General features: G+C 55.9%; 17 protein-coding genes. 12 read left to right on the top strand and 5 right to left on the bottom strand.

Annotated features, from left to right (window positions below; all coding sequences use genetic code 11):
* Nucleotides 1–195 precede the first annotated feature (195 nt).
* Nucleotides 196–1,152: a WD40 repeat domain-containing protein gene (locus OSO_RS0133360; protein WP_010587210.1), complete on the bottom strand. Its 957-nt coding sequence runs from the start codon at nucleotides 1,150–1,152 to the stop codon at nucleotides 196–198.
* 208 nt (nucleotides 1,153–1,360) lie between these two features.
* A complete protein-coding gene (locus OSO_RS0133355; RefSeq protein WP_157605824.1) occupies nucleotides 1,361–2,167 on the bottom strand; it encodes a hypothetical protein in 807 nt (268 codons plus the stop codon).
* Between the two features lie 1,608 nt (nucleotides 2,168–3,775).
* Between OSO_RS0133355 and OSO_RS0133335 the strand changes: the two genes are divergently transcribed.
* The 12 genes from OSO_RS0133335 (at nucleotide 3,776) to OSO_RS51095 (ending at nucleotide 15,777) form a co-directional block, all read left to right on the top strand.
* The gene (locus tag OSO_RS0133335; RefSeq protein WP_010587207.1) at nucleotides 3,776–5,344 is read left to right on the top strand and encodes an ABC transporter permease; all 1,569 of its coding nucleotides are present in this window, start codon (nucleotides 3,776–3,778) and stop codon (nucleotides 5,342–5,344) included.
* Nucleotides 5,345–5,520: 176 nt separating this feature from the next.
* On the top strand, nucleotides 5,521–6,867 hold the full coding sequence (locus OSO_RS0133330) for a DUF1501 domain-containing protein (RefSeq protein WP_010587206.1): 1,347 nt from the start codon (nucleotides 5,521–5,523) through the stop codon (nucleotides 6,865–6,867).
* A 37-nt stretch (nucleotides 6,868–6,904) separates the two neighbouring features.
* Nucleotides 6,905–8,365, top strand: coding sequence for a DUF1501 domain-containing protein (locus OSO_RS0133325; RefSeq protein ID WP_010587205.1), 1,461 nt, complete (start codon nucleotides 6,905–6,907; stop codon nucleotides 8,363–8,365).
* 76 nt (nucleotides 8,366–8,441) lie between these two features.
* Entirely contained in the window at nucleotides 8,442–8,669 is a 228-nt protein-coding gene (locus tag OSO_RS51100; protein ID WP_010587204.1) for a hypothetical protein, read from the top strand.
* Entirely contained in the window at nucleotides 8,642–8,923 is a 282-nt protein-coding gene (locus OSO_RS0133315; protein ID WP_157605822.1) for a hypothetical protein, read from the top strand. Before OSO_RS51100 ends, OSO_RS0133315 begins: the two co-directional genes overlap by 28 nt.
* A 205-nt stretch (nucleotides 8,924–9,128) precedes the next feature.
* The gene (locus tag OSO_RS0133310; RefSeq protein WP_010587202.1) at nucleotides 9,129–9,653 is read left to right on the top strand and encodes a sigma-70 family RNA polymerase sigma factor; all 525 of its coding nucleotides are present in this window, start codon (nucleotides 9,129–9,131) and stop codon (nucleotides 9,651–9,653) included.
* A 274-nt stretch (nucleotides 9,654–9,927) separates the two neighbouring features.
* Entirely contained in the window at nucleotides 9,928–11,085 is a 1,158-nt protein-coding gene (locus tag OSO_RS0133300) for a DUF1559 domain-containing protein (protein ID WP_010587200.1), read from the top strand.
* Nucleotides 11,086–11,334: 249 nt separating this feature from the next.
* A complete protein-coding gene (locus OSO_RS0133295) occupies nucleotides 11,335–11,802 on the top strand; it encodes a hypothetical protein (protein ID WP_157605820.1) in 468 nt (155 codons plus the stop codon).
* A gap of 256 nt (nucleotides 11,803–12,058) precedes the next feature.
* Nucleotides 12,059–12,610 (top strand): YbhB/YbcL family Raf kinase inhibitor-like protein, encoded by a 552-nt coding sequence (locus OSO_RS0133290; protein WP_029247741.1) that lies wholly within the window; start codon nucleotides 12,059–12,061, stop codon nucleotides 12,608–12,610.
* A gap of 31 nt (nucleotides 12,611–12,641) precedes the next feature.
* Nucleotides 12,642–13,625, top strand: coding sequence for a hypothetical protein (locus tag OSO_RS0133285; protein WP_010587197.1), 984 nt, complete (start codon nucleotides 12,642–12,644; stop codon nucleotides 13,623–13,625).
* 282 nt (nucleotides 13,626–13,907) lie between these two features.
* Complete coding sequence (locus OSO_RS0133275) at nucleotides 13,908–14,996, top strand: DUF1559 family PulG-like putative transporter (protein ID WP_010587195.1); 1,089 nt, start codon at nucleotides 13,908–13,910, stop codon at nucleotides 14,994–14,996.
* 439 nt (nucleotides 14,997–15,435) lie between these two features.
* The gene (locus OSO_RS51095) at nucleotides 15,436–15,777 is read left to right on the top strand and encodes a hypothetical protein (protein WP_157605818.1); all 342 of its coding nucleotides are present in this window, start codon (nucleotides 15,436–15,438) and stop codon (nucleotides 15,775–15,777) included.
* Between the two features lie 125 nt (nucleotides 15,778–15,902).
* On the opposite strand, the gene OSO_RS0133260 is transcribed toward OSO_RS51095, so the two are convergent.
* The 3 genes from OSO_RS0133260 to OSO_RS48945 form a co-directional block, all read right to left on the bottom strand.
* The gene (locus OSO_RS0133260) at nucleotides 15,903–16,124 is read right to left on the bottom strand and encodes a hypothetical protein (protein WP_010587192.1); all 222 of its coding nucleotides are present in this window, start codon (nucleotides 16,122–16,124) and stop codon (nucleotides 15,903–15,905) included.
* A 273-nt stretch (nucleotides 16,125–16,397) separates the two neighbouring features.
* Nucleotides 16,398–17,354, bottom strand: coding sequence for a dihydrodipicolinate synthase family protein (locus OSO_RS0133255; protein ID WP_010587191.1), 957 nt, complete (start codon nucleotides 17,352–17,354; stop codon nucleotides 16,398–16,400).
* Nucleotides 17,355–17,525: 171 nt separating this feature from the next.
* Nucleotides 17,526–20,666: a hypothetical protein gene (locus OSO_RS48945; RefSeq protein WP_010587190.1), complete on the bottom strand. Its 3,141-nt coding sequence runs from the start codon at nucleotides 20,664–20,666 to the stop codon at nucleotides 17,526–17,528.
* Nucleotides 20,667–20,904: the final 238 nt, after the last annotated feature.

The following is a 20,904-nucleotide window of genomic DNA, read 5'->3' as shown; positions in this document are numbered from 1 at the left end:
ATATTTTCGAATTGCTTCTTCATGAGATTTTCGACACTTCTAGCCGAAGACGAACGCAGGCCGCACCAGGGATTTGGAAAGTGAGCCTGTGGTCGGCCAAGGCGATTCGCTAAACCTTACCTTGCACGAACCTTCCATTCGCGACAATTCTTTGGCCTCTGCTGGCGCACCCCGGACGCCTTTCCTGAATCTCCATCATTCTCCAATCACCCAGAGCTTGACCGTGTTGTCGAAGCTGCCAGAGGCAAGCACGTCACTGTTTGGACCAAAGGCGAGAGCCGTCACATATTTGTCGTGTGCCTTGAAGTTGAATTTGTCTTTTTCTGTGGCGGTATCCCAGAGTCGAATCGTTCCATCTTCGCCTGCGGATGCGAGCCACTTTCCGTCTGAACTGAACGTGACGGCGCCAACGAGTTTACCATGGCCTTTCAGCGTGAACTTTTCTTTACCCGTTTTGACGTCCCAGATCTGGACCTGATCGCTGGCCGCAGCGAGCCATTTTCCATCAGGGCTGAAGCAGACGCTCGCAACGCGGGCCTTGCAGTTCAGTGTCCATTTGGCCTTTTTGGCTTTCCAATCCCATACTCGGACGACTTTGCCCTTATTTGCCGTCGCCAGCAATTTGCCGTCCGAGCTGAAGCTCACGTGGAGCACACCTGGCTTTGTCTCCAGCATCGGTGGGAGCTTTTTTGTCTCCCAATCCATCACTGCCACTTTGTCGAGTTGAGAAAACGCCAGGTGCATGCCGTCAGGACTGAATGCGAGAGACGTAAATCGAACGGTCAAATCAATCGAACGGGTTTGCTTTTTCTGTTCTATATCCCAGAGCACCAGACGGCCATTATCGGTCCCATACACAAGCGTCTTACTGTCCATACTGAACGCAATCGGGGAATCCTCGCCCGACGCCTGACCACAGCGAGCGTATTCAGAACCGTCCGCGGACGTATGGAGTTCGATCGTCCCGTCTCCAGTACTCGCCGCGAAGAATTTCCCGTCAGGGCTGAATTGCAAGTACTTGGTTTCAGTGAACGTCTTGTAGGTTCCACGTAACTCTGGCTGTTGCGAGAGCGCAAGATTTGGGGCCAGCACACAGGCCAGAAAAACCAGTCGACGACGGACAACATTGCTTATGCACTGTATCACTGTCATGAGCGAGACCTCAAATAGTGGCATTGGATACTGCGAAACTTGACGAGATATCAGACTGTCGACGTAAGGGGAAAAGACACCTCGGCATTCACGATGTCATGTTTTTTTAATCTGGTCGGAGCCAATCCCCGTTACTTCAACAGGCTGATAGACCGATGTCATGCGAACGTCGCTGCTTCCGAGCCGGTCATCGGAAACGCAGATCCAGTCAGTCAGATCGATTTTCCGTCCCTGACGGGAGTTCTTTTTGATACTCAACTCCTAGGACCGGAAATGAAACCGTAATTGGAATCCCGCTCAATATGATATTCGGCTCATCCAATCCTGTCGGAGCAAATTCATATCCGAAGTACAGTTCGCAAAGAGCCGCGATCGGTGATTCCGGCTTTAAATTCTCAATTTGAATCGTTTCCCAATCGATGTACGACGTTAACACTTCCGGAGGCAATCCCCTTTCAACCTTAAAAATAAGCTTACCAGCAGCACCGATGCCATCCAGCTTCTCAAATGACCCGACCCGGCCCGTGAGATAGAACTGATGCTTAAGAAACTTCTTGATAGCCGCCTCTGTATCCTTGGCAAACTCATCTGAAAACTCTTGTGCCGTCATGACGAGGCTCTGAGGCCGGTCTTGTTTGACCACCCTCCACACGAAATCCGATAAGTGATCGCCTTCTGTGGTGCGTCCATGCAGAGTCACGAGTTGACCGCGAGAGATTCGAGCCCAGACTTGAGACTCTGCCACTTTAAAACTTTCGACCGGTGCATGTAGATCTTTAATCGATTCGGGCTCCGAGGACCTCTTGAGACAGACTGTCGAATGTCCCGGCTCCGCCATACACAGATCCGCAACGACTCCGGAAACTTCGATTGTCTCCGTGGGAAATTGTTGTTTCAGATTGAACGAGTTCAGTTCAAGCAAATCATGAAATTCCTGCACCGTTTTGATGATGACTGTCGGCTCGCCTTCTACAGCACTATTGACCGAAGATGCGGGTGGAGCGATTTTTGTCACTTCCAGTTCTTGACCCGTTTCATCGTTCCGCGTTCTTTGAGAAGTCGTCGTGGCTGACTGCCAACTGCATCCAAACAAATTTCCGCTGATTGCAATTGCTACGAATCCAGACCGAGCACATCGTTCAATCTTTGTCGGCAATAATTCAATCATCGTTGTCACTTTCGTTAATTTCGCTGGAAGATCGCTCATTCGGAATGCTTGACATCAATGCTAAAGCTGCATTCGCAATGCCAACTTACTGAATCACAGGCGAATCAATCAACGAGTCTGGAATCCACCTCACGAATGGCAACAGCAATACGGGACTCACAACGGCGAGATAGATGGTGTGCTCATGTCCTGTTGTCATCATCGTCCCGTCTCGATGAGATTAAATCGCGGTCACAGGTAACCATTTTTCCACCGCAACGTGTCCCGTGAACAATCTCGCAAGTCATCGCGATTTTTCTTTGGCGGAAGAAAGTCGGCGTTCTTGTAAAACGACCTTTCTATCGCGAGGCAGTTTCCAAACATTTGGAAACAACCATGATATTGATCGCGACCAAACGAGAATAATTCCTATGATAGGCATGATGTTCGGCTGGAGCTTGCTATGGCTTCGACAAGAGTCGGTAATCGGTCACGGGGCAGCGAGGGGGACAGATCCATTTTCAACGGCAAACAGTTGATCGTCGAAGAAGCTTCTGGGGTCGCGTATTGTCTGCGATGGAAATCGCGTCAGCCCCCAACTCGGAAATGGTGACCGACACTCGGAATGCGGGATGTGATTGGAGCGAGCGATGCGAGATTGTGGTGAGCGTTCATTGTGCGGCGGGACATCGAAGTTCGTCAAACTTCGGCGAATGAACCAGAGAGACAGCATATTGCTCAAGGCGATCAAAATGAGCATCTTGTTTGATCTCGCAAGTCATTGAAATGAAACGAATTAACATCCAAGACGATCACCCCGATCAAGATGATCATTTTTTTTGGGGGGGCGACTCGTCAAATGAAAAAGTGCGATAAATACGCCACTAGCGCGAATTACGATCTCTACTGCGGTTGCGTAATCTGGGGGGGGCCCAAGAGGAACCGTTCATAGCCCGAAGAGAGGGGGACATGCACATTTTCCCGGTTCAATTGGAATCCGCAGTGCATCAACTAGGGCGAGCCTTCCCTTTACCGCGGGAAAATGAGCCAGTCCCCGGTCAGTGAACGGTTACGTCCCAACAGCCTACTGGGAGCACGGGCAGGCACCTTGGCGTCCGGGGATGCCATGGCTCTTTGAGTCTGGGCGGAGCCAGTCCCCGTGAATTCACCAGCCTGCTGGCCACCCGAAGTGCCTTTTCGTCTCGAGCAATCCTTCGCGGCGTTTGCCGTGTCAGTCATCGACATTCGGGCTCTGATGAGGCATGATGAGTGGTCGAAGCTTTGCGGCATTGGACGGTATTGGTAGGTGACAACAACCTGTAGGTGAATGTGCTTCCTGGGTGCTCGAAGAGACAGGCACCAAGGGGGGTGCGGCCGAGGTAAGAGGAAGCCTGTTCACCGCGAACTGAGAATGCCAATGAAACGATGTGATCGAGGTGGTTGTCTCTTTTATTTAAAAGGCTGGTAGAGCTCACCATGTTACACGGAGTCTTTGCACTCTTCTTTCGTTCGCTCCGTGGTGACGCGCGGTCCGTCTGGGTCCATTTGTGTTGGCTGCTGTTGCTACTGGTCATCTATGCCGCCCTGTGCATCGCCCAGGTGCAGAGCATGATCATGGGTGCACCGGGACTGAACTTCTTTCGCTCTGTCATCTATGCCGACGCGTTCTTCGTGACGCTGTTGGGAATCAGTTATTTCTCAAGTGCCATTTCTGAAGAGAAAGAAGAGGACACACTCGGACTGATGACCATGGCTGGAATCAGTCCGCTGGGGATTTTGCTGGGCAAGTCGACGACCCGTTTGTTTCAAGTCTTTTTGCTTTTAGCCGTGCAATACCCCTTCACACTGCTGGCCGTGACGCTGGGGGGGCTGTTGTCTTCGCAGATCGTCGCGGCGTATGCGGCGTTGCTCGCCTATACCACGCTGCTCGCGAACGCCGGGTTGTTCTGTTCGGTCCTGTGCCGCCGGAATCGCGACGCGGCGGGACTGACTGTGCTGTGTATGGTGGCGTATTCGATCCTGCCGATTTGCGCTCTACTTCTGCTGGAGTTCTATCGATCGGGGGCGAGCGAAGTCCCTGGATGGCTGTTAACGATCAGGCCGGTGATCGAGCTTCCCCTGCAATGGATTTCTCAATCGAACGTCTTTGGACAGCTCGGCCAAGTCACCGACTCCTCCACCGAACTAGGCATCACGCCGCAGATCGTGACCAACCTGCTGGGTGCCGTGATTCTCTTTTTCTTGTCGTGGTGGCTGTTTGGATACGTTTCGCACGAACCCGTGACGGATGGTGCCACGCGCGCGATGGTCCCTCGCAAGACGGGCCGCCTGCGTTGGTTCAGCGCGGGGCGCACCTGGGATGCAGCCATCGTCTGGAAAGACTTTCATTTCGTCGCGGGTGGATGGTTCGCCATTGCTGTTCGGTGCTCGCTGTATATTGGTCTATACTGGCTGGCGTTCGCGGCGATCTATCCCTGGAATGAACTGCAGGGGTCACGACAGGTTCGGTGGGAAGATGCCACTTCGGGTTATCAGTTCTTTGTCGTACCACTGTTTGTGGTCGACTGCACAATGTGTCTGTCGCGACTGTTTCAAGACGAAATTCGTCAGCAGACACTCGCTTCCCTCTTGATGTTACCCCAGACCATCCCGCACATTGTCTATTCGAAAGTGGCAGGTTGTTTGTGCGGTCTGATCCCCGGAATGGTCGCCATCCTGGCCGCATTTCTGCTGATGCACGAATCGCATCATGTGTTGAGTGAAGTTCTGGATGAATCGTGGTTCTGGTGGACACTCGCCAACTTCCTGCTGGTGATTCATCTCAGCGCCATGCTGTCGACCTATTTGCGGTGGGGTGCCTTCGCAACGGCCGTGGGGCTCACCTTGGGATCGATCATGCTGTCGATGATGCTCGTGGGAGTGCTCTTCGCGCCAGGCGTCGAACCTGCAACAGTTTTCGGATTATTGACCGTCGCGGTCCTGGGCGCTTGTGCCTGCTGCCACTTGGTTGTGCTTCTCCGAATTCCGGCCTTGGGAGAAAAATGAACGTCGCGATACCGACCTGTCTCATGAAGCTGAGATCTCGACGTTGCCTCGATGCACACTTTTGACGAATGCCCCCTGAAATGATGCCAACCGGTTCCACCCCGCCTGTTCACACGCCCCCCGTTCCTGTGGTTTCGCGACGCGATATGCTCTCGCGTTGTGGAATGGGATTCGGCATGGTCGGACTGGCCGGATTGCTCGCCGACGAAGGACGATTGTCAGCACAAGACGCCAATGCGGTCGATCCATTGATTGCGAAACCGGGACATTTCCGCGGTCGTGCCAAGCATGTTGTGCATCTGTTTATGAATGGCGGTCCTTCCCACGTCGACACGTTCGATCCCAAACCGATGCTCGACCAATACCACGGCAAGCCCTTGCCCACTTCGACATTGCGAACGGAGCGCAAAACCGGTGCCGCCATGCGGTCGCCCTTCGCATTCCAGAAGTACGGCCAAAGCGGCATCGAAGTCAGCGAGCTTTTCGCGAAGACCGCGGCACACATCGACGATATTGCGGTGATTCGTTCGCTGCACGCCGAAGTGCCGAATCACGAACCTTCGTTGATGCTGATGAACTGCGGTGACGGACGGCTCTCGCGCCCCAGTTTTGGAGCCTGGGTCAACTATGGGTTGGGAACCGAGAATCGCAATCTGCCAGGGTTCATTGTCATGTGCCCAGGCGGATACCCGATCGTCGCCACCCAGAACTGGCGTTCCTCGTTTCTTCCGGGTGCCTGCCAGGGAACATATCTCGACACGAATCACACCGACATCGACAAACTCATCGCCAACATTCGCAATTCGCGGCTCTCACTGGTCGACCAGCGCCGGCAGTTGGACCTTGTCAAACAACTGAATGTCATTCACGCAGAAGAACGTCAGCACGCGCCACTTCTCGAGGCACGGATTCAATCGTTCGAGCTCGCCTATCGCATGCAGACCGAAGCGGCCGAAGCGTTTGATCTGAATCGCGAACCGAAGCACGTTCGTGAGATGTATGGAAACGGTACCCACGGTCGCCAACTTCTGATCACGCGACGGTTGATCGAACGCGGAGTGCGATTCATTCAGATCTGGAGCGGCGCGGGCCAGCCATGGGACAATCATGACGCCCTGCAGGCCCAGCACCAGAAACTGTCGGGCGACTGGGACGGTCCGATCGCGGCGTTTCTGACGGACTTGAAGCAATGCGGATTGTTCGACGAAACCTTGATCCTCTGGGGGGGCGAATTCGGACGGACCCCTGTCGCCGAATTACCCAGTCTCAGCGGTCGCGACCATAACCACTATGGATTTTCGTGCTGGCTGGCGGGTGGCGGCGTCAAAGGGGGCGTCGTTCATGGTGCCACCGACGATTTCGGATTTCAGGCGATTGAGAATCCGGTTCACGTTCACGACCTGCATGCCACGATGTTGCACTTGCTTGGATTCGACCATGAACGACTTACGTATCGCTATGCGGGTCGCGATTTCCGTTTGACGGATGTCGCCGGTCATGTCATTCATGACGTGATCGCGTAGCCACTGGTCCACACGCTTCACGATAAGGATTGCCGAGATGCTTGAGATCCTGGGCCGACCACAAACCGCCTGCGGGGGGATTGGACGACGTGAACTGCTTCAAGCGGGCGGCGCGGGGCTGTTCGGACTGAACTTGCCGAAAGTGCTGCAGGCCGAGTCCCTCGCATCCGGCTCAACACCACGCGCCAAGAATATCATCTTCCTGCTTCTGTTTGGCGGCCCCAGCCAACTGGAAACGTTCGATCTGAAGCCTGATGCTCCGAGTACGATTCGCGGTCCATATTCGCCAATCGCCAGTCGGACGCCCGATCTGCGAATCTGTGAAAAGCTTCCCCATTGCGCCGCCATTTCCGACAAGTTCGCCGTCGTACGGACGATGTCGCACGCCTTCAATGACCACAGTGTCGGCAGCCACTACATTCAGACCGGCAAGCGATGGCATATTCCGATTGGAGGCGGTTTCAATGCGACCCCTCAAGACTGGCCATCGATGGGATCGGTCGTCGAATACCTGACCCAGAATCCGCACCTGCAGCATGCCATCAGCCGAAACTCGACCAGCGGCATGCCGAACTACGTGGTCCTTCCCAACAGCCTGGGACGCCTGCAGACGTTCTCGGTCCAGCTTAGACGGCCCGGCGAATACGCTGGCTGGCTGGGGCGCGGCTACGATCCCGTCACCACCGCCATCGACAAGAAGGACAACAACGACAACCCGTATATTCGTGCCTGCACGGACCAGGAATTGACGTTTCAGATCGACGGACTGGTTTCGCATGAATCACTGACACTCGATCGCATGAACCGTCGTCGTTCGCTGCTCGACCAGTTCGATCAGCAGCGTCAACGATCTGAAAATGAAAAAGTGCTGTCGGCCTATGATCGGTTTCAACAGCGGGCATTGGCCCTGGTCAGTTCTGAACGGACCCGACAGGCTCTTGACTTACGGCAAGAATCGGCCACCACACGCGATCGATACGGTCGGCATCTGTTCGGACAATCGACGTTGATGGCGCGGCGGCTGATCGAAGAGGGCGTGCGTTTCGTCACCGTGCACTGGGATGCCCCCGATGGTTATGGCTGGGATTCGCACATCAACAGCAAAGAGGTCGGCGATCATCTGTTGCCGGGACTCGACCAAACACTCTCGGCCCTGATTGTCGATCTTGAAGAACGTGGCATGCTGGATGACACGCTGGTGGTCTGCCTGGGTGAGATGGGCCGTACGCCGAAGGGGAACGCCAACTGGGGTCGTGATCACTGGAGCACGCTGTTTCCGGCAGTTCTCGCCGGCGCGGGAATCCGCGGAGGAACCGTGCTGGGACAAAGCGACAAAGACGCGGCCTATGCCGTGACGCCGCCCCACAGCCCCGACGATCTGGCGGCGACGCTGTACGATGCGCTGGGAATCGATCCCGAGTTACGGTTACCCGACGCGCAGGGGCGTCCGGTCGCGCTGGTGGAAGACGGGCACCCGATTCGGGAACTGTTTGGCTGATTGACGCCTGGCCGTTCGATCGTCGGAGGATGGTCGTTTCGCCGCGAGACCTGGAATACTCCTACCGAGCGAGCCCATGATGAACCCCAAAATGCGGACACGTTTGACGGCTCTCGTCTGTGCCATTTGTATGATCGGCTATTTCACATCATTGGGACTACCCGCATTGCTATACCGGCCCGCCCCAGGCAGTACCGTGACCGGAAGCTACTGGGGAATCGCCATTTTGATGCTGGGATGGCTTGAGGCGATTGGAGGCTCGCCCGCAGGGATCGCATGGTTGGCCAATCCATTATTGGGCTGATGTTTCAGCAATCCGGCTCTGCGGTCGGTTGCCTTGCGTCCAGTTGGGTCCTCGCGTCGGCCAGCTTTGGCATCACTTCGATCTACATTGATGAAGCGGGAACAACCGCGCCTGTGGTCGGATTCGGGCCCGGCTTTTGGATTTGGTATCTGTCGATCGTCACCGGATTTCTCTCGGCAATCGTCCTCTTCTTCGTGCCACGGAAACTTCCGACAGAGGCCATTTCACTCACGGAAGGCGACTTCCTCCGATAATGGATCATGGATCGGGCTCCGCAAGATGACGGCGGGAGTCGCCAATTCGTGTAATCCTCAAAAATCTTTGAGTCGAGCCATTTTTTTCCGTCATGATTGAACGTTCGCGGATAATTCATATATGCCAGTTCGCTAATCCGAACTTCACAGCACGATCCTCTTCGGAAATGTGAACGTTCCTGCCAGATCAAAGCATTGACGAACAATGGACGAAAAGACCAGGCGACTCACACGAATGTGGATGTCGGCGCAGCCGATTGTCTCGTCGTTTGTGTCGACGATGGTGCATGACTTCGCGGCGCGTGACGACATCATGCAGGAAGTCATCGCCGCTGTGGTCGAATCGTTCGACAAATATGATCCCGAAAAGCCGTTTGTGGGTTGGTTGTTGGGTATCGCAAGAAACCAGGTGGGGCTTTACCGTCGAAGATCGCATCGCGATCGCCTGGTATTTGACGATTCTACCGTTGATCAGTTGGCCTGTGCGTTCAGCGAACTTCCCGATGGCGAGATTCATAAACTCGAGTTTCTACGCGGTTGTCTGGAAAAATTGAGCGAACGTGATCGGCGTTTGTGTGATTTACGATACGAGCAAGATCTGAAGCCTTCTGGAATCGCGACCACACTGGGAATCACATCCAACCGCGTTTCCAAAGCCCTGCAACGAATCCGCGATCAATTGCGAAACTGTATCGAGCGACAAGTCGCGCAAGCCAAAGGCGCGTTGTAACTCGTCATGAATAACGTGCGGGCCATCGCACACGACTCGTCACTCGTTTGCCCCACCGGCGACAACGCCATTCCTCTTTGCAGACGAGCGACGACGCCTTCGTCGACGACCGCGTTTCAACTGACGACGTATCGCCCCACCGGTCGAGATCGAACGGAGGCGTGACTTCCCAAACCGAACGTGGCAATAGCGCCGACATCCATTCGTCCTTTCTGTGCGGGCACACAATCTGGGTGCCCACTGTTCTTGTCGTCCATAAAACGAGGTACGTCTGATGCGATTGTTCCCCCGCGGCTATCCGTCACGAATGCGTCAAGGGTTCACACTGATCGAATTGCTGGTGGTGATCGCCATCATCGCGGTCCTGATCGCGTTGCTGCTACCAGCCGTTCAGCAAGCCCGCGAGGCGGCTCGCAGAACACAATGCAAAAACAATCTGAAGCAGCTTGGTCTGGCGATCATGAACTACGAAAGCTCGTTCAATCAATTGCCGATGGCTGCGGTCTGGACCATCAACGCGACCAGTTCCAACGTCGGAACGCCGACCTACGGCCAAGGCTGGGGACAGGCGATTCTGCCATTCATGGATCAGGCCAACATTACGAATTCCTTCGACATGACTCAGCCCATCTGGTCGGGCGCCGTGAATCAGTCGCTGATTGCCAAAAGCCTGCCCGCGTTCAAGTGCCCGTCCACTCCCGATATTGCCGCGACGTCCACAACTTGGCTCGCATCGCCCCTGCGCGGCAGCCCTTCGTCCGGATTCAATCCCCCCGCTGATATCGTGGTTCCATCGTGGGGCCGCGCGGATTACATCGTTTTGTGCGACGTCCGCAGCCCCCTGTACAAGGACCTGCCGAACGCCAGTACGCAAACTCGTCACGGGATGTGGTACATGGGTGACACCAACGCTGCTGCCGTGGTGAGCAGCACGGGGATTGCGTTAACGGGAGCCAGCTTCGACGGATCACCCAAGATCGCCAAGGTGACCGACGGTATGTCGAATACCATCATGATTGCCGAGAAGGCCGCACGAAACCAACTGTGGGAAAAAGGGATGCAGCGTACCGCTTCTAATCCCGATGCCGATCCCTCGGGAAGCAGCGATTACCTGGCGTATCTCTCCAATCAGAACAACTACGCCGGTGGTGGTTGGGCCGATCCCAACAATGTGGAATGGCTGGATGGTACCAACCGCAACGGGATGGTCGGCAGCTACAACTCGGCCGCGAATGGCGATCCATCACAAACGAATTCGTGCGCGATCAACTGCAGTAACCTGACCGCCCACTCGCTGTACTCGTTCCATACAGGAACGGTTCATGTGGCGATGGGTGACGGCACCGTGCGTTCGATCAGTGAAAGCATCAGCGACGTGGTGCTGGCTTGTTTAATTACCCGTGCAGGCGGTGAAGTTATCGGCGAATTCTGATCGCTCACGCGGTCATCCTGCGGTGGCCTGTTGAAAGCACGGGGGCTGGCTCCGCCAGGATTCAAAAACGCCATGACATCGTAAACGCCAAGGTGCCCGTCCCCCCAATTGCAACTGGCGTCTGTCGTCGTCAACGATCTGTTGGTGCAGCCGCGTGATTCGTACTTACGACGAATCACGCGGCCTTTTTCAAGCGTCCTGATCGCATCCATTGCTCCCTGCAGCGGCAGGGGAAGCGGAGAGGTATCGATGTCTCGTCAGAATACTACGATTGTCGGACTATTGTGCCTTGTTTGCTTCGCCTCGGGCTGTTCGCGCGGTCCCGTCAAGAAGCCGATTTCGAACAAGGTGCCCCTCTCCAAAGTTTCGGGGACGGTGATCGTCGATGGTGTCCCGACGCCGAACGTCCTGGTTCAATACGATCCTCAAAGTTCGATCGCCGAGTCACGCGAACAAATCCTGCGAGGTTTTGTCGTCATGACCACACGCGACGGCAAGTTCGCGCTTCATACTTATGAACGAGGCGACGGCGTTCCCCCCGGCGAATATGCGTTGTCGTTCAAAATGCTGCAGCAGCTGCCATCGGGTGAAAAAGATCTGCTCGGCGGAAAATACTCAAGTAAGAAGAAGCCGTTCAAAGTCATCAAGGTCGAACCCGATCAGCCGCTGGAACTGGGTGACATCGAACTGGCGAAGTCGACCGAGAAGGCGAAGTAGGCTGGCCCCCCGGCGACCAACTGGCCAGGTCCTCAAAAAGGACACCAACCGTCTTAGCCGCCTGTTGAACGAACAGGGACTGGCTTCGCCCGAATTCGAAAAGGCCATCACGTCGCAATAATCAAGGTGCCTGTCCGCCTGATCTCAACGGGCGGATCAAATCACGTCGGAGATTTTTCGAATGCGGTTATTCAGTTCATATTCTTCACGGCTTTGTCGACCGTGTTCGCTGATATTGGCGGCCCTTCTCGTGGCGATGTCGGGTTGCGAATCGCAGTCAACGTCAGCGACGCGCAGCACAAGCGAGGCTGCGGCGGGGCATGCACCGCTGACCGTAAGCTGTCCCGCCATCTCTCAGAACAGCGAATGTCCACGTGAATTCACGAGCACCGGTGCGGGCTCGTCGCCCGAGATCCATTGGAGCGGCGCACCACCGGAAACAAAAAGTTTCGCGATCAGTCTGTGGCGCCGGTACGATGACCCCAGCGCCGATGCCGCGTGGACCAGCTCGTACTGGCTGATTTACAATATCCCGGCGGACATCACATCGCTGCCCAAAGACGTTCAAGACATCGGCGTCGAAGGGTATAACGATAGCGGCAAGAAAGGGTACTATTCGCTACGTTCCAAAAAAGTCGGCGTTGGTCAGTATCATCTCACCGTCTACGCATTGTCAGACGAACTGGCTTTTAGCTCGGACATGCAAACTCGACGCGATTTCCTGAACGCCGCCAAAGGAATGATCCTGGCCGAAGGGACACTCGATTTTCACTATGACAATTCGAAAGCAAAGCTGACTCAGAAGTGACACAAGGCCTTTCTCAGATGCCGTGACCGATATGAACCTCGAACCTGATGACTTGATTAATGGCCATCTAGACGCTTGCTTGAGCGTCGACGAACAACGAGCGCTCAACGACTGGCTCAAGCAAAGCCCCGACAACGCACGCCGGTTCGCTCTGGCCACGCTGCTGCACAATCGAATTCAGGTTGAATACCAATCATTGAATGCGACGCTCGATCAACTTGACAGTGTACGAATCGCAACCGCTCCCCGTTCTCGGGCGACGCGCCGAGTGGCCATTTTCGCCAGCGCTGCCTGCCTGTGCCTTGCCGCCTTTCTCTATCTGTTGACCGCAGAGAATACAACGCCCACCGCGACGGCGGTCGCGGCGTTCCACGAATTGACGATGTTGTCGCGAGAGTCCGCAGATCGAACATATCGAGTGAGTTTTGTCGACGAGCAATCTCAACGAGCCGAGCGAAACAATGCTGGCCCCAACCGTCCGAAGCCACCGGATGGCCCTGCGAAAGAGGCGATGCTGTATGTGCGCGGCGGCCGACAGTTCGTCTATTCCTGGAAGGCTGCGGCAGGCGATTTCATCAATGGCAGCGATGGAACCAGCAGTTGGTCGATTCGCCCCGATCGACCGCTGGAAGTCAATGGCGATCAGATGCATTTCACGGGTGTACTGCCCGCCGTGAATTATCTCTCGCCGGTTCTGAGCTTTTTCGATGGTCAGGAAAAAAGGCTGGTTGCCGACTACAACCTGGAACTGTTTCACCCCGACGCCACGACGAATCTGTTGGTCGCCGTCAAAAAGCCTGATACCAAGCAAGGTCCCCGTCGCATCGAAATTCGAATCAATCCGACATCACAGCAATTGTCCGAGATGCGGATCTATCCCGAGACCCCGGATCATCGCGTAACCAACTATACCCGGATTCAATTGATTAGCCAGGATCCGCTTGACGGTGACTGGTTTACACCAGGGTTTCATCAACAAAGACATCCGTCTCCAGCTGCCGGCGCGGCTGACTGACGTCTTTGTGCTACAATGCAACGAGTGCGTGGTCGAAGGAGAGTTTCTCTACGAACGTTCAGTCGCTCGCAGGCACCTCCAGAGACCGTTGACCGAGATGGGGATCTTGATTCATTTGGCTTTGAGAAGACCGTTTGGTGTGGTGGTCATTGACCGGTCGCCGATTCGCATCCATCGTCGAGACGTCTTGACGACACGATTCTGTGCGATCCGCGCGAAGTGGTGCGAGTGCGTCTCATGCTCTGTGGCAAAAGAATCGCGGCACGACGACATCAGCGTGGAATGACTCTGATCGAGACACTCGTTGTTACGGCGATCGTTGCCGTGCTGGTTGCGTTGCTATTGCCAGCCATTCAGCGAGCGCGCGAAGTTGCTCGCCGAACACAGTGTAAGAATCATTTGAAGCAACTCGGCCTGGCAATGCACACGTACGAGAATGTTCACGGACAGTTTCCGATTGCCGCACTCTGGAATGTCGACACGTCAACCAGCACCTTGCGGTTTGGACAGTCGTGGGGACAGGCCCTGCTGCCATTCCTCGATCAGGCTGCGCTCTCCAACGCCTTTGACGTGACTCAACCAATCTGGTCCGGACTGCAAAACAAGAGCCTGATCGCGACCCGTTTGCCCACGTTCGTTTGTCCTTCAACACCGCTGACGACTCCAAACACCACCACCTGGAGTCACGCAACAGTGGCCGCAGGTGGTGGGCTTAACTGTGGCGTGGTTCCCAGCACACCGATCACCGCCACCTGGGGGCGTTGCGACTATATCGTCAATTGTGATATCCGCTCGCCCCTCCGTTCGAATCTGATCTCGGCGGGCGTCCCGCCCTCAGGGACGATCGGCTTCTTCTATTGCGGCAGTGCCAACTCTTGCGCCGTTGTTTCAGGGGTGTCGACGTCCGGAAGCTATGACGCTTCGCCCACCGTCGCAAAGGTCACGGACGGACTTTCGAACACGATGATGATTGCGGAGTTGGCCGCGAGAAATCAGCTTTGGGAACTGGGCAAGAACTACACGTCCCCCCCTTCAACGGACACCCCGGCCGCCGCCGCGAATTTCTTTAACTTGCTCAATCAGCAAACACATTTCGGCGGAGGAGGCTGGGCCGATCCGAACAACGATCAATGGGTCGACGGTGGCAATCGAGATGGAAACAACGATATCCGTGATGTGAACGGCGATCGAAACTCGTGTGTCATCAATTGTACAAATCTCAGTTATCGCGCGTTCTACTCATTCCATACAGGACTTTCACAGGTTGTCATGGGCGACGGATCGGTCAAAGCTCTCAGCGAAAACATGGATGATACAGTGCTGGCATTTCTCATCACTCGATCCGGCGGTGAAGTTGCCGGGAACTACTGAACCGATGCCGCCACAAGTTGTGGCGTACAGCATTGGCTGTGCGAATCATCCCCCAATTTGCATCGCGATGTTTCGCTCTGTTTGCAGACAGGGTCGTCGCCTGTTGCGGACAGTTCATGGCAGCCCACCAGATGACAATCAAGGAGACCTGTGAGATGAACATCGATTCGAGGACGAACGCGGGCGACCGTCCATTCGCCTGTGATCACCAATGATCAATCCGACGAGCATCCGGGCTTGCTGTCGACGCCCGGGCATCCGATCCTCGACCGAGCTTCCACCAACGAACCACGGGACAAGGCGTCGGTTCGCAGCACAGATCTACGCTCACGTTCAAGTTCTCGCACTATTCAGCACCGTCTGTATTTCGGTCTCTTGCTCACGGTCTGCACGCCCCGCAATTACGGACAAAGTTCCTTTGGGACGTGTTCGAGGAATCGTGCTGGTTGATGATGTTCCTCGGGCCAACATCCATATTCAGTACGTGCCGCAGCACGGGCTGGCGGAAAAACGTGAACGCTACTTAAACCGATTCTTCACCTGGACCGGTGATGGCGGCCGCTTCATGCTCAGCACCTATGTGAACGGCGACGGCGTCCCTCATGGAGAGTACGCACTTGAATTCAAATGGGTTGAGCAGAAACTCGCGGGCGAAGAGGACCGATTCGAAGGGCGATACTCGAATCCAACGTCACCATTCATGTTGATTGAAGTGAACGGCCAGCGAGATCTCGACCTCGGAACCATTCGGCTCAAAACACGTGCCTCACCGCGTGATTGAGACACCTGCGGTACGAGCAGCGCCAACGAGCCTGCGAAACGAAAGGGGATAGGCACCGTGGTATTCAGGATGCGGTGACGTTTTTGGGGCCGGTCGGAACCAGTCCCCTTTATTTGAAGCGACTGCTAAGGATGACTGGTTTGAACCGCGGCCGACTCGAAGGATTCGTCCGGTTCGTAAAAGGTTTCGGAATTGGCCAGGTTTTGCTTGAGATAGGGCTGTTCATACATCCCCCAGGCTGTTGCATGACCGTCTGCATAACCAGACTGATATCCCATGTGCCAGCAACTGTAAAAACCCCAGGCGATCAGCACCACGCCCCAGAACTTCCAACTCTCTTTTGACATCGAGTCGCCTCCCGAATTCCCCACCACCGAGTTGAATCACGGTTGCCGGTTGGCTTCGTCTCTCGTCCTTCAACTCTACTGCGGAATACACAAGAAAGTCTGCCCATCTTACATATTGAATCGCGAAAATCGGCTCGACGCGATGACTTCTATTCCAACCGGATCGTATTTTTCGGTTCATGAACCGGGCCGGTCGGAATTGTCCGCAAATCGGTCAGCCTCGAATTCAAACGGAGCAGCAATGTGTGTGCCAAGGACTGATTGGGAAGGAATTCAGGTTGGCGAGACCACGCCCAGACGCTGGCCCAGTTCGCGCAGCACGTCTCGATCCGAATCAGGGCGCGTCCGCGATTGTGGATGCGTATGGCTGGAATTGATCCAGCCGCGGAGATTCAAAAACTGCGCCGCCGAATGCTTATAGGCAGGAGATGGACGACGAAAGGCGAAATAGCCCAGGTACTGCAACTGGTCATTCAGCTCGTAAAACCGGGGATCACCCGTTTCCCAAAAGTGATCCCGCTGCGCGAACAAATCCGGAGCAAACGTACTGAGCCCCAGCAAGTAGTCGCTGCCGTACATGATCATGTCGATGGCAAAATCATTGCCAGTGAAGATGACAAATTCGGGACGATTGGCATTCCGCAGGACGAGGCGCTGCCATTCCGGCTCTCGATGAAACGACGAATGCTTCACACCCACGCACTGCGGAATCGACATGACCGCGGCAAACGTTTCCAGATCGTAAATCGCTCCAAACGAAGCCAGATCTTGCGTCAATTCAAACGCCAGGAAACGATCGGCGGTTCGAGCCAATTTCTCGTAGGATGCCACGATTTTCGGGCCCGATTGACGGGTCAATCCATAGGACTGAAAAATGATGGGCGTCCCACCATGCGACTGAATGACCTCAATGCGACGGGCATACTCGTCCGGCCGGAAAGCATCTCCTTCACCATCGGATACGAATGCACCGGCAACAAACGGACGCCCCCCAGCAACCTCTCGTGTCTGCTGCAGCACCGCATCCTGAGTGGCGCGATCCAGCAGATTCACGTAGCCAGTGTCCATGTTCACCGCAGGAGTGAGACCGGATTCCAGAGTCCGTTGCACATGCGCGTGAAACGCCGGCCAATCAACGTCGCCCGCCTGAGTGAACGGCAACAGGATCGCGGAGATCCCAGTGACTTTTCGTCGAGGTTTCAATAGCGACAAAGGGTCAAATGCGCTCATCGTGCAACTCGCCCTCGTGAAACAAGACTAAACCGGTTTCCTGCGATGATGGCGGCCAATGGGAGTCGTTCGCCAGTGTTGTTTGAGTGTCAATCGCCGGGCGATTTCTTGCTCGCACAGGACGGACCGTGATGGCATTGAGTCATTCATTAGACCTCATGGCGCACAACATCACGATTCGGGCGAATCATTGCTATTCCGCCAATTTCGTCGATGCTTGCGGCGACGTCCCCAGCCGAATGAGGATTGTTGCGAGTCGTCGCTCTCTGCCCCGCTGTCATCCGACAAAGTCTCATCGCTGTCCGGTGTCTGTTCCGACTCTTTACGGCGTCGCGGCCAGCCCCAGCCACCCCGACGTTTGCGAGGCTCACCTGAGCTATCGCTTTCCGCAGCCGGTTCGGTCGATTCAAACGATTCGTCGAATGTTTCAGAACTCGGTTCGATCTCTTCGTCTTTATTCTTTCGGCGCGCGGGCCAACCCCAGCCCCCACCGCGACGCTTGCCGGATTCGCGTGGACTGTCGGCTGCTGATGATGAGCCCGTCGAATCCGCGATCTCGCTGGAGTCAAACGCGTTTTCAGCGGACTCAGCGGTCCGGTCGTACTCGCGCCGCGACGTCGTCTGCTCGCGCGCGACCCTCTCGCGTTCAAGACGTTCTCGTTCTGCTCGCTCGCGATCAAGGCGTTCGTACTCGAGGCGTTCACGGTCCATCCGTTCGCGTTCAACGCGAAGTCGTTCCTGCCGTTCACGCTCTTGCTGGTCGCGCAACTGTCGTTCGCGTTCGATGCGCTCACGTTCCAGACGTTCGAACTCAATCCGTTCGCGATCACGTTGTTCACGACGCTGTTGTTCGGATTCTTCCTGCTGTCGCTGAACGCGCTCTCGAATCACGCGTTCACGTGCGATGCGGTCCTGTTCGATTTGGGTCGAGTTCGATGTCTCTGGAACGGTGATCGTCCCCAACGAAACCCCGCGAGAGCGGGACCGATTCGACAGCTTGGCGACTTCGTCTTCCCATTCCGACAGTTTTGATGCACCGTAGGAAATATTGGTGGGAATCGACGGTTGTGCGATGGCACTGGGCTGCGTCTGGCCATGCACCGGCTGTGGTTCGGCAACGCGCGCCGCATAGACTGATGCCAGTGGTTCCGCCGTCGTCGCCGCAACGGTTTGAGTCGGCAATGGTGTCCGAGACGGAACCGCAAGCGAAGATTGTTCTGGTACTGTCCGCGACAGCGAATTCCCTTTCGGCACGAGAGCGCGAACGGGTGCCAGGTTGTCGGAATCGAGGTCGTCGGCGCCGGGCCAGCCGACACGAACTGAACGTGATCTGGTGCCGTGCGCCAGCTCGTTTTCGGACTGTACGGCTTTCTGCCGTGCGGACCAATCCTGCAGAATCCCGTTCTGCCGTTCCTGTTGCCGGCGCTGATCATCGATCGCAAACTGCTTGGATGTCGAATAGCTATGGACGGCATGCTCGCGCGCCGCCTGTCGTGAGAGCAGAGGACCATAGGCCCCGCTGATCGCGGTCTGACGTTCACGCTCGGCGAACTCACGAAGCGATTCTTCAACCGAAACCGGCGAAGGAACCGCCAGACCCGCAAACGACAACAATGGTTGGTTGCCGCGGTGCTGCCGTCCCTGTCGCGTGGACCGCTCATCGCTGATAGCAAATCCGACGGTTGTGACGAGTAGTCCCAGCCCCACCGCCATGATGACCACGATCATGTAAGGTACGATTCCCGACGTCAGCGGAATTCCGTTCGGCATCGGATTGATTCCGATTCGACGTGCCAGCAGCGTGGGTGCGAAGTGCACGCCGCCATTCGACGGATACCCTTCTCGCTTGAAAAAGTATCCCGTCAGGCGGACAGGCTTCCGCAGATTTTCGCCCGGTTCGATTCCACGAGGAAGGCTGGTGAAAACCACGCGGTAAGGGTTGTTGGCCGAATCGCCCGTGAACACCCAACCTTCATAGACCCGTTCAACCCCATAGTCATTGCGACTGGCTTCGTATTCGTACAAACGCCACAAGTCGCCTTCGATCGTAATGGGCTCGCCGCGAAATTGATCGGGCTCGGTCATGAGATTGAGATATAGCACATCGCGCCGCCCGGCTTTTTCGAGTTTTGATGCGGCGACACTTCGTGCATGATCCAACAACCAGTAGTAGGGCTTGGCTTCTTCACGACGGATGCCCATCGTGTTGTCTTGAACCACATCCAGATACGACTTATCGATCTCGACGGTTGCCAGTCTGCGGCGTTCCGAGTCTCGTTCGGATTCCGTGGCACCGCCCGTTCGCCAGCCGTCATCACGTCGACGAAGGTCGATGGGAATGGCGCGCGTTCCGCGTTCGACGGCATCGCTGAACGAATCCGAATTTCCTGAGGGAGATTCTTTCTTTCGCGTCGGCAAAGCCGTCACGGGCGGCAAGGTCAAATCGAACAGGCTATCATCGCCGGGCGATGTCCGATCATCGGCCAACCGGCGGTCGTTCACGGGCTGGCTGCGACGCGGTGGTGCCTCGTCATCCAGCAACGGCTTCGACCGAGGTGGCACGATCTGGCTTTCATCCCGACGGCTGGGTGCGGGCTTGCTGACAGGCGATTTGCGTGGGATCTCGTCCGGATCCACATCGTCTCGGCCGATAATGCCGGCCAGGGGATCACTGCGCGGCGGTGCCGCTGGCTTTTCGGCGTGCTCGTACCACTCCGGCGTTTTTCGGTCCAGTGGAACCGCACGCTCGGGCACGCGCCCTCGGACCGGGTTGGTTTTTTTGGGTGTTTCCGTCACGTCATCCCAGAGCGAATCCGTCGGAGGTCGATTCGCATCGCGATGAATCGGCTTGGCGACGTGACGACGCTCGAACAATGGACTGGTGCCCGATCGTTCAAGCTCGCGCGGCTGAAACAGGTCCCCATTCGCGGGGTCGTCGGCTCGAAGGCGAGCCTTCACTTTGACGCGATCGTGGGAAGCCTCGTCATCGGCAGCGTCATCCGCCCATTGGCCGCGCGGACCTTGATGTGCGTGGGCAGTAACTTGAGCGTCCCCGACTTCAAGTTCTTCACCGGGCAGAATGATCACTTCATCCGGTTTCAACACACGGTGTTCAATCGGCGCTGCGGCAAAGCTCAAGTTCGCCACGGCCGTTGCGGATCTCTGATCCACAGTGCTGGGCGGCGACGAACGATGACGCGCGAGACTGAGTGTGACCATCACAATGGAGATCACACCGACGCACGACAACATCCGAAGTTGCAGGCGACGATCCAAATAAGACGGCGTGGATTGCGAGGTTTCGAAGCGCATTCCCACCCTATCGAAACGAAGTGTTATGACACCGGGAACCGAAGCATCCATACAATGGCTCGACCGGTTCTGCACAGTTTAACAGGTTCCTCCAAACTCACAATGTGAGTTGTGTCACCGGCAGAAACTGCACCGAACGCGCTGGGTCACCCGGCGGCGGGGCGCGTGATTGGCTTCACAGCGTTGATCTCATGGGGATGGGCGCCTTGCGGAGCCAGTCCCCATGAGGTCAGCACGC

Source organism: Schlesneria paludicola DSM 18645, from assembly GCF_000255655.1.
GTDB lineage: Bacteria > Planctomycetota > Planctomycetia > Planctomycetales > Planctomycetaceae > Schlesneria > Schlesneria paludicola.
This window is presented reverse-complemented; position numbering and strand designations above follow the sequence as displayed.